The organism is Streptomyces sp. NPDC031497, from assembly GCF_055580905.1.
In genome coordinates, this window is record NZ_JBVIKO010000001.1 from 706741 (window position 1) to 720723 (window position 13983).

At 68.5% G+C, this 13983-nt stretch carries 6 protein-coding genes and 1 pseudogene; 2 read left to right on the plus strand and 5 right to left on the minus strand.

The window, feature by feature from the left end:
• The first annotated feature begins 182 nt into the window (after positions 1-182).
• Positions 183-1391: a phospholipase D-like domain-containing protein gene (locus ACZ5K7_RS03065; RefSeq protein WP_468909754.1), complete on the plus strand. Its 1209-nt coding sequence runs from the start codon at positions 183-185 to the stop codon at positions 1389-1391.
• A 932-nt stretch (positions 1392-2323) separates the two neighbouring features.
• On the opposite strand, the gene ACZ5K7_RS03070 is transcribed toward ACZ5K7_RS03065, so the two are convergent.
• The 4 genes and pseudogenes from ACZ5K7_RS03070 to ACZ5K7_RS03085 all read right to left on the minus strand — a co-directional run.
• Positions 2324-3169 (minus strand): RNA polymerase sigma factor SigF, encoded by an 846-nt coding sequence (locus ACZ5K7_RS03070; RefSeq protein WP_450972401.1) that lies wholly within the window; start codon positions 3167-3169, stop codon positions 2324-2326.
• A 96-nt stretch (positions 3170-3265) separates the two neighbouring features.
• Positions 3266-5029 carry a thiamine pyrophosphate-dependent enzyme gene (locus tag ACZ5K7_RS03075; protein WP_468909759.1) on the minus strand — a complete coding sequence of 588 codons (1764 nt, stop codon included), beginning with the start codon at positions 5027-5029 and terminating at the stop codon, positions 3266-3268.
• Between the two features lie 13 nt (positions 5030-5042).
• Positions 5043-6626, minus strand: coding sequence for an FMN-binding glutamate synthase family protein (locus ACZ5K7_RS03080; RefSeq protein WP_468909762.1), 1584 nt, complete (start codon positions 6624-6626; stop codon positions 5043-5045).
• Positions 6627-6726: 100 nt separating this feature from the next.
• Positions 6727-6992: pseudogene (locus ACZ5K7_RS03085) on the minus strand (IS630 family transposase); the annotation flags it as partial.
• A 73-nt stretch (positions 6993-7065) separates the two neighbouring features.
• On the opposite strand from ACZ5K7_RS03085, the gene ACZ5K7_RS03090 reads away from it, so the two are divergent.
• A complete protein-coding gene (locus tag ACZ5K7_RS03090; protein ID WP_351710108.1) occupies positions 7066-7617 on the plus strand; it encodes a hypothetical protein in 552 nt (183 codons plus the stop codon).
• Between the two features lie 124 nt (positions 7618-7741).
• Here ACZ5K7_RS03090 and ACZ5K7_RS03095 read toward each other — a convergent pair whose 3' ends face one another.
• Positions 7742-13981, minus strand: coding sequence for an RHS repeat domain-containing protein (locus tag ACZ5K7_RS03095; RefSeq protein ID WP_468909765.1), 6240 nt, complete (start codon positions 13979-13981; stop codon positions 7742-7744).
• Positions 13982-13983: the final 2 nt, after the last annotated feature.

Consider the following 13983-nt stretch of genomic DNA (forward strand, 5'->3'; position numbering starts at 1 on the left):
CGACACGACGGTGATCGCCTGAGTGGCGTCCTCAGCAAAGACCGTGCGGCTGGCGTCGCGGTGGCGGTGGGCTCGGTCCAGGCAGGCTGCTGGAGTACCGCGGTGCCGGCCGGGAACGTGGTTGTTCGGGCTCGCCCAGCGCCCGTGATGTTCTGTCTTCATGGTCCAGTGGGAGATTCGGCGTGAAACTCGACGGCATACCGGCATCCCCTGCGCGCGACACCGCGCCTGACGCAGCAGCGCGCAAGCAGCGCCTGCGCCGTCGCCTGGAACGACTGATCGGCGTGGCCGCCACCGAAGGCAATGACCTGGTGCCCCTGCGCAACGGTGATGAGATCTTCCCCGCGATGCTCGGGGCGATCCGCTCGGCTCGGCACACCGTCGACATGATGACGTTCGTGTATTGGCGGGGTCAGATCGCCCACGACTTCGCCGTCACTTTGGCCGACCGCGCCCGCGCGGGGGTGCGCGTGCGACTGCTGCTCGACGGCTTCGGCGCCAAGGAGATCGAGCGGCGGCTGCTGGACCTCATGAGCGACGCGGGCGTGCAGGTGGCCTGGTTCCGCAAACCCGTGTGGCTGTCACCGTTCAAACAGAACCACCGTTGCCACCGCAAGGCCCTCATCGTCGACGAACACACCGCCTTCACCGGCGGCGTCGGCATCGCGGAGGAATGGAGCGGCAATGCCCGCAACCCTGCCGAGTGGCGCGACACCCACGTCCAGGTGCGCGGCCCGGCCGTGGACGGCATCGCCGCCGCGTTCGCGCAGAACTGGGCCGAGTGTCATGACGAACTCTTCGATGACCGCGACCGTTTCACGGAACACCCGCAGGCCGGCTCGTCGGTGGTGCAGGTCGTGCGCGGCTCCGCAAGCATCGGCTGGCAGGACATGCAAACCCTCATCCGGGTCATGCTCACCTCCGCCGACGAACGCTTCCGGCTGGCCACCGCCTACTTCGCCCCTGACGCCTACTTCATCGACCTGCTGTGCCAGACCGCACGTCGCGGCGTGCGTGTCGAGATCCTGCTGCCCGGCCCCCACACCGACCAGCGCGCCTGCCAGCTCGCCGGTCAACACCACTACACGCGTCTGCTGCAGGCCGGCGTGCACATCCGCCAGTACCAGCCGACCATGATGCACGCCAAGATCATCACCGTGGACTCGGTCGCCTCTCTCATCGGTTCCACCAATTTCAACCGCCGGTCCATGGACCACGACGAAGAAGTGATGCTCGCCGTCCTGGACGAGGAGTTCACCGCCTCCCTCGACCGCGACTACGAGGCGGACCTGCGCCACAGCGTGGGCATCGAGCTCACTCGATGGAGACGACGGGCAGTGCTGCAACGCGCCAAGGAAGCCGCCGTCACCCCGATCCGGCGCTTCCTGTGAGCCGACCGGCACCCTGACACAATGGCGAACCGCAGGATCCGCGCGAGCCGGCCGGCGCCGCACGGTGAAGCGAAGGCACGCCGTACCCGCGGTCCCACAGACCGATGGTCCTCCCGGCGGCACACGAAAGCCGCTCACCGGGGCGGTTCCCGGGCCGGTCGGCGGGGCCGCTCGGCCACAGGTAGGCGCCCCCTGGCGACCCTGCCGCAGAACGAGACGTAGCGCACTGCGAGTTGCCGCATCTGGCCGCTGAGAACCGGAAACGGCTTCGGTCACCGATGGACACGCTGCCGCGACGGCCCGCCGCATGGTCGTCCGCGCCCTTGCTCACCGCGGTCCATGCCCAGCTCTGTCAGGTAAAGCCGGCCCGCACGGGCGGCGTCGAGGGCGGAGCGCGTACAAGAAGCCGGCCTCTTGGTACAGGAGTCCGGGAGGAGAAGACCCCGCCCCTGCCCGGCGTGACTCCGGGAAGGCCCCTTTCGACGGATCGCCGAGGGCCGAACACGCAGGCACCGAGTCTCGCCTCAACTGCTCATCGGCCTTCTCGCCCGCCACCATGCCGGCGATTTCCCGTCCATGGCCGTCGCTCAAGTCGCCACCAGGCCCGCACCCGCAGGTCCCCGGCGGACACGGGAACGTGCCGACGGCTCTGTCCGCCACACGGTGGCTGAGAGAGGCAAGGGACCGTGTCTCGGGCAGCAGGCACTTGGTGCGGTACGCGACACACGCGGCCGGGTGGTGTCGCACCGTAGTGCCGGATGAGACGGCCCGAGGGCGGGGGTGAGAGCGTCCGCATCATGGAGGATGCAGACAGTCACCCTCGCAAAAGTGAGGCACTACACCCGACATGTCCCCCGCTCCGCGGGACGCCCGGCTGCCGTCCGGCTGCCGGGCCCTCGACCGTCAGAGGGTGCTGAGCATGCCTTCGCACGTCAGACGGTGCTGAGCATGCCTTCCCGCAGGCGGGCCAGGAGGCGGGAGATCAGCCGGGAGACGTGCATCTGGGAGACACCGAGACGTTCACCGATCTGGGCCTGGGTGAGTTCCTCCACGAACCGCCAGTGGATGATCTTGCGGTCGCGTTCGTCGAGTTCGGCGAGCATCGGGGCGAGGGCGTGGAAGTCCTCGATCAGGCCGAGGGCGGCGTCCTCGTCGCCGATGAAGTCCGCCAGCGCGGCCTCGCCGTCCTCGCTGCCGTTGATCGCCGCGTCCAGGGAGGCGGACTTGTAGCCGTTGGAGGCCAGTTGGGCCTCGACGACCTCGTCCTCCGGAAGGCTCATCAGCTCGGAAAGCTCTGTGGTGGTCGGTGTCCGGCCCAGTCGGCTGCGCAGTTCCTCGTTGGCGCGGGCGAGTTGGACGCGGGCTTCCTGGAGCCGGCGCGGGACATGTACGGCCCAGGAGGTATCGCGGAAGAACCGCTTGATCTCGCCGACGATGTACGGCACGGCGAAGGAGGTGAACTCGACCTCGCGGGTCAGCTCGAAGCGGTCGATCGCCTTGATGAGTCCGATCATGCCGACCTGGACGATGTCCTCCATCTCCTCCGGCCCGCGGCTGCGGAACCGGCCGGCCGCGAAGCGGACCAGGGACATGTTCATCTCGATCAGCGTGTTGCGCGCGTACTGATACTCGGGCGTTCCCTCCTCCAGGACGGCCAGCCGGTCGAAGAACGGCTTCGACAGCTCCCGCGCGTCCTTCGGCGCGACCTTGGAAGGGTCCGTGATCTCCGGCACATCCACCGTCTGCTCGGCGGTCAGCACGGTCGTCGTCGGCATCATGGCGCCCTCCCAGTCGATCAGCCTCGTCCTCGCCGGTCCCTCGTCCGGCAGGCACGCGTCTACCCCGTCCGCCGATCGGCATTCCTCGAACTGTTGTCATTTCCCGCCGGGCTCTCCATGGCTGCGTACGATTTCCTTCACCTTGGCGACCGCGAAACCCCAGCCCTGCTCGACGGTCGGCTTGGCCGGGACGGCGATCTCGTCGGGGTTGGTGAGGACGTCCAGCAGGACCGGGCCCGGACTGCCCAAGGCGCGTCGCACGGCGCCCTCCACATCGGCCGGGTCGGTCACACGGATGCCGGTGATGCCCATGGCTTCGGCTACGGCGGCGAAGTCGGGGTTGTCGAGCACGGTGCCGAACTCGGGCAGGCCGGACTGCTCCTGTTCGAGTTTCACCATGCCCAGTCGGCGGTTGTCGAAGACGACGAGCTTGACGGGAAGGCGGTACGTCTTCAGGGTCATGAGGTCGCCGAGGAGCATGCTCAGTCCGCCGTCGCCGCAGAAGGCCACGACCTGGCGCTCGCGGTCCAGGCACTGGGCGCCCAGGGCCTGGGGCATGGCGTTGGCCATCGAGCCGAGGTTGTAGGAGCCGATGAGGCGCCGCTCGCCGCGCATCTCGACGAAGCGCGAGAGCCACACGGTGGCCATGCCCGTGTCAGAGGTGAAGACGGCGTCATCGGCCGCGATCCGGTCGACGGCCGCGGCCAGCGCCTCAGGGCGGATGTCATGGGCGCGGTTGTCCAGCGCGGAGCGGATACGGCCCACCACGCCCTTGTCGTGCGACGGATCGGCGAGCCGGGCCTGACCGGTGCGCCACTGGTCGAAGCGTTCACGCGCCTTCTCCAGGTGCGAGCGGTCACGTGCGCCTTCGAACCCGGCGGGCGCGGCGGCGAGGTCGTCCAGGAGGTCGCGTACGGTGGCGCCGGTGTCTCCCACGAGCCCGACGTCGACCGGTACCCGGCGTCCGATATGGGTGGCCTCGGTGTCCACCTGGATCACGGTCCGGCCCTCGGGATACCAGTCCCGGTAGGGGAAGTCCGTGCCGAGCAGCAGCAGGGTGTCCGCGTCCTGGAGGGCCGCAGCGGCGGCGGGGTTGCCGATCAGCCCCGTCTGGCCGACCTGGAAGGGGTTGTCGTCGCCTTCGAAGCCCGCCTTGGCCTTCAGGGTGAGCACCATCGGTGCGGCCAGGCGGTCGGCGAGGGTGAGGACGTCCTCGCGAGCGGCGCGGGCGCCCTCACCGACGAGCAGGGTGACCCGTTCGGAGCGGTCGAGGAGTTCCGCGGCGCGGTGGACGGCCGACCCGTCCGGCCGGCTCACCGGGGCGTTCAGGGAGAACCGGGCCGGCCGGTCGGCGGTCAGTTCCCGCTCGCCCAGGTCACCCGGCACCGTGAGAACGGCGACGCCCCTGCGGCCCAGTGCGTGACGCACCGCCGTCTCCAGCATCTGCGGAAGCTGGTCGGGAGAGGTGATGGTCGCGCGGAACGCGGCCACATCCCTGAAGAGGGCGTCGTTGTCCACCTCCTGGAAGTAGTCGCTGCCGAGTTCGGCGAGCGGCACCTGGCCGGCGATGGCCAGGACCGGGGCGTGGCTCTTGGCCGCGTCGTACAGCCCGTTGAGGAGGTGGACGGAACCGGGTCCGACCGTGCCCATGCACACGCCGAGGGTGCCGGTGAGCTGTGACTGGGCGCTCGCGGCGAAAGCCGCCGCCTCCTCGTGCCGGCAGCCCACCCATTCCAGGCCCTCGGTGGTGCGGATGGCGTCGGTCAGGGGATTGAGCGCGTCTCCCACGACGCCGAACACCTGGCGCACGCCGAGCTCGCTCAACGCGTCCACGATGACGCGGGCAACAGTACGGGTCACGTAGTCCTCCAGGTCACACGGTGAAACGGTCGGGGTCGGCGGCCTGCCAGTCGGCCGCCCAGGAGGCGGGCGGCTCGGCGAGAAGCTGCCCTGGCGCAAGCCACTCGTACAGCTCCTCGAAGGAGCGCTCGGTGCAGGGGTCGACGCGTCGGCGGAGCATGTGCGGACGCAGTTCCGCGGGATCGGTGACACCCATGGACGCCATGATCTGCAACGCGCTGGCCACGGTCGCTTGCTGGAAACGCTGGACGCGCGTCGTCTTGTCGCCTACGTCGAGGGCGCGGGCACGCCGTGGGTCCTGGGTCGTGACACCCGTGGGGCAGGTGTTGGTATGGCACCTCTGCGCTTGGATGCACCCGACGGCGAACATCATCGCCCGCGCAGCGTTGCCGTAGTCGGCGCCCTGCACCATTCGTTTGACCAGGTCAGTGCCGGTGGCGATCTTGCCGCTCGCCCCGATCTTGATCCGATCGCGCAGGCCCACGCCCACGAGGGCGTTGTGGACGGTGTGCAAACCCTCGGTGAGCGGGGTGCCCACATGGTCCGCGAACTCCAGCGGCGCCGCACCGGTCCCACCCTCGGCGCCGTCCACCACGATGAAATCAGGCGCAGTGCCCTCCTCCAGCATGGCCTTGCACACGGCCAGGAACTGCCGGCGGGAGCCCACACACAGCTTGAACCCGGCAGGCTTGCCACCGGACAACTCGCGCATGCGAGCGATGAAGCGCACGAGTTCGCGCGGGGTGGAGAACACCCGGTGGTACGGCGGGGAGACGACCGTCCGCCCCTCGGGCACGTCGCGGACCCGGGCTATCTCGGCGTTCACCTTGGCTCCCGGCAGAACACCGCCGATGCCGGGCTTGGCGCCCTGCGACAGTTTCAGGGACACACACCTGACGTGATCGTGTGCGGCCTTGTCGGCGAACTCGGCCGCGTCGAAATCGCCTTCCTCGGTACGGCAGCCGAAGTACCCTGTGCCGATCTCCCAAACGAGGTCGCCTCCCGGACGGAGGTGATACTCGGACAGCCCGCCCTCACCGGTGTCCTGGGCGAAACCCCCGGCCGCGGCACCCCCGTTGAGCGCGAGGACCGCGTTGGCGGAGAGCGAGCCGAAGCTCATCGCCGAGACGTTCAGCAGTGCCATGTCGTACGGACGGCTGCAGTCCGGTCCGCCGATCCTCACGCGCGGCGGGTCCTTCGGCACCGGACACGGCGCCATCGACGGGACCAGGAACTCGTGACCGGGCTGGTACACGTCCCGCTCGGTGCCGTACGGCTCCTCCGCGTCGGTGCCCTTGGCGCGCTCGTAGACGATGCTGCGCACATCCCGGTCGAAGGGGCGCCCGTCATAGTTCCGCTCGATGAAGTACTGCTGCAGCTCCGGGCGTACGCGCTCCAGGAGGTAGCGGGCATGGCCGAGGACGGGATAGTTGCGCAGCACCGAGTGCCGCCGCTGCACCAGGTCCCAGGCGCCCAGCACCCCCGTCAACATGAGCGGGACGGCCGCGAACCACCAGGAGGGCGAGATCCCGAGCGCCGCGGCCAAAGCCCCGAGAGCGGTTACCAGAGTCAGGAGGACGATTCCAACGCGTGTCACACCTGGCGCATTGCCCGGTTATCGATCGCCATGCGCGCCAGCCGGGCACTGGACGCTCCCAGTCGCGGTGGCCGCCGGACGGGCCGAGCCCTCGGCCACGCTCGCGTTCGATCGCTCGCCGCAGCGGCACCTGCGCGGACCAACCGTGCCACCGCAAGAACTCGTCGTCCCAGCCGTGCCCGAGCGGGCCCCGCTTCAACTCCCGCTCCCGCCGCCAGCGTCGCACCGACCGCAACGTCGCCCGGAGCTCCTTCGCGACGGCCTCGGCCTTCTCACACGAGCGAACCGCTCGGCCGACTGGAGGCGCACCCGCTCCCGCTTCTCCTGCTGCCTGGGCGTCAGCCCGCCCCCGTGCGCACACCGCATGACCACGACGTACCGCAACGAGAACCGTCACGGGCCACGGACTCCACGAATTCAACCTGAGTAAGCTGATGCGGTGGATGAAGACTGGTTCGACGTAGACGACGATGTGAACGACCGGAATCAGAAACTGGCTGCCGTGGTGCGGGAATCAGCACGTTTCTGGCCGGAATGCCCGCCCAGTGCGACCTCTGTCCTGGTGAGCGAGCCGGACGAGACTGGCGAAGAAAGCCAGGGCGATGGTGAGCACGATCGCGACCCCTATGACGTTGCGATCGACAAGGCACTGGCCGACGGAGAACAGGTGCTACTGCTGGCCGTCGACCTTCTCGATCTGGAGAAAAATCGCGTATTCAGGACCTTGGGCGCGACCGTGGCCGGCGACCGCCTCTTCTGCAGCCAACGACACAACACCACCTATCGGCCCGAGCCCAGCGACGACGTGGAATCGCTGGAGGCGACCGGATCCCTGACGGAGCTGGGCCGCATCGCCGCCAACTGGTTCGAGGAAATCGTACGCCGCCCCGTCATCGGTCCCGTCGGTCACGGCGCACGGTCTTTCGTCACGCCGGGTACCGATCTTCCCCCTCGGTACCGCTGGATCCGCAACGGTCCCGACGCCAAGTAGGCCGGCCCGGCAACACCAGTCGTGGCCGATTGAGAAAAGCCGCGGGCGGCGCCCCGATGGACGCCGCCCGCAAGGTGCGGAGCCGGGCTTCACCCAGCTGGGCCGGGCTGTCTGGAGACAGGTGTCATTCGTCCTCGGCACCCATGGCGAACCCCTCGGCAAGGCCTTCCGCTTCGGCTTGTGCCATCGCCTCTGCCTCGGCCGATTCTGCCATTTGTTGGGAGAAGAAACGGCCGTCCTCGGCCATCTTGGCACCGGAGGCCCGGAACTGCTCGATTTCGTGGCTCTCCTGGCACCGCGCGCAGATATCGACCTCGCTCCCATTACGGCCGCGGACCGCCTCGGTGAACTGAAGATCCTTCGGGTTCGATCCGTTTTTCGCGGCTTCCATGCTGCAGTAGTCCTCGGCGCAGTAGTCTCCCTTGCCACTGGACCCGACCTTGTAAGCGGCCCAGTACATCATCTTCTTCTTCTCGTCCCACGCCACGGTGATGGAGCCGAAGGCTTTGAGTTGCCTCATACTGATCTCTCCGTCGGCCTGCAACTCCTGCAGCCGCGCCAGTACCGCAGCGCGCACCTGCCGGGACGCATCGAGGTACTGCTGCGTCTCCCATTTCTCATCCGCGGCAGCGATCGCACCAGCGGACGTGTTCTTACCGCTGATGGCCTTGATGTGCTGATCTTCGGCGTAGTTGGCCTTTGCCTCTTCCGCCTCTTCGGCTGCGCTCTCGAAGTAGCTGGGTTTGGCCTTCGGGTCGTAGTCGGAGCAGTTGTGGGAGTTGCAGTTTTCGCCGAGCCCTTGCTCGTTGGCCAATTTCTGGGATATGGGCTTGGCACCCTTGACGACGGGCTTGTTCATGGTGGGGTCGGCCCACCAGTTGTCCAGGCCGGTCGGGTCGGACCCGGTGGTCGGGTTGTTGCCGGAGTAGTCGTACCCGGCGAGCTGGGTGGGATCGGCGAGCTGCAGGACCGGGTCGGCGGAGAGGAAGCGGCCGTTGGCCGGGTCGTACTCGCGGGCGCCGAGATTCTCGAGGCTGGTGGTGGAGTCGGGGGTGCCGCCGACGTAGCCCTTGTCGCCGGGCCAGGTGGTGGGAGCGGTGCCGCGGGTGCCGCCGAAGGGCAGGTACTGGCGGCGGGTGACGGTCAGGGTCTGGTAGTCGACGGCCAGGCTGTCCGTGCCCTGCCGGTCGGGGATCAGGTACTGGATGTCACCGGTGCTGGAGCGCTCGGCGACCGGCGTGCCACCGATCGAGTAGTAGCGGGTGCCGGACAGGGCTGAGGTGGAGGTGTTCTCCACGAGTTGCTCGTCACCCAGGAAGAGGGTGGCCTGCCCCGGGTCGGTGCGCAGGACGAGGTTGCCGTCGGTGCCGTAGAGGTAGCTCGTGGTGCCGGCGCTGGTGGTGTCGGTGGCGAGCTTGCCCTGGTCGTTCCAGACCAGACTCTGGTCGCCAGTGGCGCCCCCGGTGATGGTGCCGGTGTCACCGGACAGGTCGTAGGTGTAGGACGCGGTGTTCTTGGCGGCGTCGGGACCGGTCGCTGTGGTGCTGGTGAGGGTGTGGGGCTGGTCGGTGGCCGAGCCCTGGGGCGGGTAGTTGTAGGTGGTCGTGGTGTCGTTGGCCGTGGTGCCCGAGGTGTCGTGGTCCGTCTGGGTCTTACGGTCGCCGGCCTCGTCGTAGGTCCAGGACTGCCAGTACGCGTTCGGGCCGCCGACGGACGCGCTGCTGCCAGGGGTGGGGGTGGCGGCGCACTGGTCGGTGGCGGTCCAGGCTGTGGACAGGCGGGTGGCGTAGTCGTACTGGTAGCACTGGGTGTCGGTGCCGGTGCCACCGTTCTGCTTGTCGGTGGTGGAGGTGACCAGGCCTGCTCCGGCCGAGACGTTTCTACTCTTGTCCTCGTAGGTGTAGCCGGTGTCGTCGACCACGCTGCCGGCGGTGGCGTCAGTGGTCTTGGCGTCGGTCAGCGCCCGGGTCTGCGGGTCATAGGTGAGGGACAGCGCGACCCAGGTGCCGGAGGGGCCCATGGTGTACTGCAGGGGCTGGCCGTACTCCGAGTAGCCGACGGCCGTGACGTAGTCCCAGGAAGCGGTGGCACCGTCGCTTCCGGCACTGGTGGGCCGGCCGTAGGTGTCGTAGCCGTAGTTGATGGTCTCGGCGGGCAGGCCGCCGGACGCCGGGTCGCCCTGGGAGGCGAGGTTTCCGGTGAGGGTGTAGCTGTAGCTGGTGGTGTAGCCGGCGGCGGGGGCGAGGGCGGCCTCGTTGGAGGGCAGGTTCGCCAGGGTCTCCTTGTCGGCCGCGGGTTTGGCCAAGCCGTTGTAGGCCAGGACGGTGCTGGCCACCGAGGGGCTGGTGGTGCCCTTCTGGTAAGAGACCGACGAGGTCGGGTACCCCTTCTTCAGGGTGTCGTAGGTCCAGGCGCCGATCTCGTCACCGGCGGAGGTGGCGGCGCCGCCGGTGGTGTCGTAGGCGAAGTTCTTGCGCCCGTCCAGGTCGTAGGTGTAAGTGGTCTGCTTGCTGCGGGCGTCCGTCACCGTCAGGAGCTGACCGGCGTTGTCGTACGTCGAGTGCGAGGTTCCGGTGTCCGGGTCGGTGGCGGAGGTCTGGTTGCCGAGCAGGTCGTACGTCCAGGACCAGGAGTTCCCGGCGGCATCGGTCTCGGTGGCCTGCTTCCCACTGGGGAAGTAGGTGGAGTGGGTGTCGGAGTAGTCCGAGGCCGGGTCGTTGACCGGGTCCGCCGCAGCACCCGCGTGGTACTCGTACAGGTCCGTGGTCCTGCCACGGGCATCGGTCAGAACGCTCTTGGCGATGCCGCCGGCCGGGGGGACGGTGGTGGTGACGTTGCCGCCGTAGGCGGTGGTGGTCCGCCAGGTTTCCGTGCCGAGGGCGTAGGAGATGGCCGCGGTCTGGCGGCCCGCGCCGTCGTACGCGAAGCCGGTCTCGGAGGGGATCTGCCCGTCCTGCGCCTGGACCAGTGTGGAGCCGGGGACCCCGGTGGTGTAGTAGGGGTCGGTGGTCTTGGCGGTCAGGCCATCGGTGTTGTAGACGGTGTCGGTGACGAGCCGGCCACCGTCCACGGTTCCGGTCTGGGTCTCCCGGCTGCGCAGCAGTGCGTCGTAGAGGACTTCGCTGGTGCGGTAGGTGCCGTCGTCGTTGAGAGTCTGGGTGGTGACCACCGAGGGCGCGCTGTTGGACAGGACATAGGAGTCCTTGTAGACGGCGGACGATATGCCCGGCTTGAACACGGCGGTCAGCCGGCCCAGCGCGTCGTACTGCTCCGTCGTCACGTATCCGCCGGCATCGGTGGACTTCAGCGGGAGTGCGCGCAGGGCGTCGTAGGTGGTGATCGTCGTGTGCGTGAGCGGGTCGGTGACGGTGACCGAGGTGGGCTCCGCGCCGGTGGTCGGGGTGTAGACGGTGGAGGTCTTGCGGTTGTCCGCGTCGGTGGCCGTCAGGGTGCGCCCGTACTGGTCCACCGTGCTGGTGGCCATCGTGGTGAAGGTGGGCGTTGCGCCGGTGTAGGCGGTGGCCTGCTGCACCATGGTGGTGTCGCCGATGGTGGGGGCGGTGCCGAAGGTGGTGGAGAGGTCGTAGTACGTACGGGTGTCGGAGACCGCGTCGTCCGGCAGCGACGGAGTGGCCGAGCACTTCACGGCGACCGTGGTTTTCTCGTCCGGCGCGTTCAGGATCCACGCGGTGGTGTTGTCCGCGAACGTGGTCGTGGAGCAGAGGTCGTCCGAGGCGGTCGAGACGTCGCCCAGGTCATCGGTCTCGGTCACGCGTCCGTGGGAGTCGTGGGTGTAGTCGGTCTCGGTCTCGCGGGTGCCGCCGGAGGAAAGCGGCGTGTAGGCCCGCTGCCTCTTGTCGCCGGTGAAGTAGGCGTGCTGGACCGGCAGGCCACCGCCCACGGTGTGGCTGGCGGTCGCGGCGGACGTCCACGGATCGGCGATGGTGTCGGTGACGATCTTGCCGCTGCCCGAGCCGTTGTAGGCGATCGTCTCGTACGTCAGTCCCGCGTACTGGTCGAGGTCGGCGGATCCCGTGTCGCCCCGGGAGTCACTGATCGTCACCGACCGGGTGCCGCTGTTCGGCAGGGTGTCGCCGTCCATGCCCCGGAAGTAGGTGTAGTCGGTTTCGGTGACCGGGTCAGGGGCGGTGCCGGTGGTCACCTTCATGCCCTGGTAGCCGCGCCACTGGTTCCAGGTGCGCTGGTCTGACGGGGTGAGCGGGTTGTCGTCGTAGTGCCAGGCCGGAGAGCCGACCGGGGTGTAGTGGATGGCGACGGTGTCGTTGACGCCGCCGCCCGTCGGGTCCTGCTGCGTGACGCCAGTGACTATGTACTTGTTGAACCAGTCCTGGATCGGAGCTGTTTGACCGTCCGGGGTCCAGTAGGCCGGGTAGCACAGCTTGGTGTTCTGGCTCGGGTCGCTCGGGGTTCCGGAGGCGCAGGCCGCTGAGGAGTAGGCGACGTTGATGATCCCGCCGGTCTCGGTGGTGATGGTGTTGAGCCGATGGCGGGTGATGGGCGGGTAACCGTTGGTGACGTTGACGCGGTTGGACAGCGCTGTGCCGGTGAAGCTGACAGCGGGGGTGGAGAGAGAGGCGGTCGAGCCTCCGGCGCTGGTGTCCTGCCCCGTGCGGGTGATCGAGGACAGCCACAGGGAAGCGGTGGTGGAGTCGCCGGTCGCCGGGAAGGAGTGGGCGAAGCTCCAGGAGTCGACGTTGGTCTCGGTGGTACCCACCAGCGCCTGGGTCTGGATGCCGGTCAGCTCGTACTCCGACCAGAAGGTCGGGGAGTTGACCGAGCAGGAGGCGCCGCTGGCGCAGTTGAGGTCGTAGGGGACGTCGGGCCAGTTGGAAGCGGTCGAGGAGGACAGGCCCGAGGTCGCACAGCCGGTGGCGGAGGTGGAGCAGCGGCCGTTGACGGTGAAGGTGACCTGGCCGGCCGGGGAGGTGGAGTACACCGCGCCGGCCCGCTGCCCGTACATGATCTTGTTGAGGTAACCGCCGCGGATATAGGAGGTGTTGGCGGTGGTTCCCAGGTCACGGGCGTAGTAGTTGGTCTCGGTGGTGTAGAAGTACGAGACTGTGTCCTGGTGGGCGTCCACGACATAGTCGAGGTTCCAGCGGTAGGCCTGCTGGCACCAGGAGTTGGCGAACGTCGCGTTGTAGCAGGGCTGACCGGAGGCGGTGGCGTAGACCGGCGCGGTCCACACCGAGTTGGTGGCTGTGTTCCCGCTGGCGTATCCGGGCAGTTGGTTCTGCCCGAAGTAGTACTGGGTGCCGTCGTCCGTGGTGACGACCCAGTACTCGCCGTTCTGGGCTCCGTTGGTGGCTCCGGTCTTGTACTGCACCCGCTCGTCGGAGTCGTTCTGAGCGTGCCAGTCGCCTGTGGTGTCGTCCTTGACCAAGGTCGTGGACTGGCCGCCGAGCGACAGCGTGATCGTGTTGTTGCTGGACCAGCACTTGTCCTGGGTCCTGGTCGCGCCGGAAGGGTTCTCGTGGCAGGACTGGTAGGACCGCTCGACGTAGCCGGGGCTGTACTCGAAGCCGTCACCGATCCACGAGGCCTGGTTGTTCGTGGAGGAGGTCAGGCCGTCCTGAGACTGTGAGTTGTAATCCAGCGTGATCTTCGGTTCGAGTCCGCCCGGTACCGACGGTGTGTCGATCGGGTAGGACCAGTGGAAGGCGTCGGTGCTTCCGCCGGCCTGCCATGACCCGGACGGCTTCAGTGACGTCGCGGAGTAGTCGCCGCCGCCTCCGCCCGCCGACGAGGTCGCCGCCACCACCACCGACGCTTGTTCGGTCGCGATGCTGCTGTTCACTGCGGGAAGGGTGATGTCGGCGCTCAGCCGGCGCTCGGTGCTGTCGTTCGCGGACGCGAGCGGTGTCTGGGTGCGGCAGCGGGCCAGCCGTGGCGTGGTCAGGGCACACGCGGGCAGCGTCACCAGGTGCAGGCGGGATGCCCAGTCGGCGCCGAAGGCGGCGGTGAACGCCGAGTAGTCCAGCCTGAGGCCGACGCGGCCTTCGGCGTTGGTGCCATCGCTGCGGTCCAGCCCCAGCAGGACGCCGTTCACGCCTGCGGCGCTCGCCCCGCTGCGGGGCAGGACCCGCACGCCGACGCCCGACGGAGTGGCGGCCGTGGTTTTTCCGGCCCGCGCGGCGGTGCGCTTCGCCGCGGTCTTCGCCGGGCCTATCCACACCGGGAGCGACCCGGCACGTATCGCCGCGCCGGATGCCTGCTTCGCTTTCGCGCCGACCCCGCCCAGGGTGACCTTCGCCGCACCGGAGGGCCATGAGATGTGCGGGGGCCGGTAGGCCGGCATGGGTTTGGGCTGGTGATAGTGCGAGGCCACAGCGGTGACCGGCACCG

What these genes read in the sequence shown, in the direction of transcription:
- ACZ5K7_RS03070 (WP_450972401.1), bottom strand. Translation starts at nt 3,169, where the DNA reads ATGATGCCGACGACGACCGTGCTGACCGCCGAGCAGACGGTGGATGTG.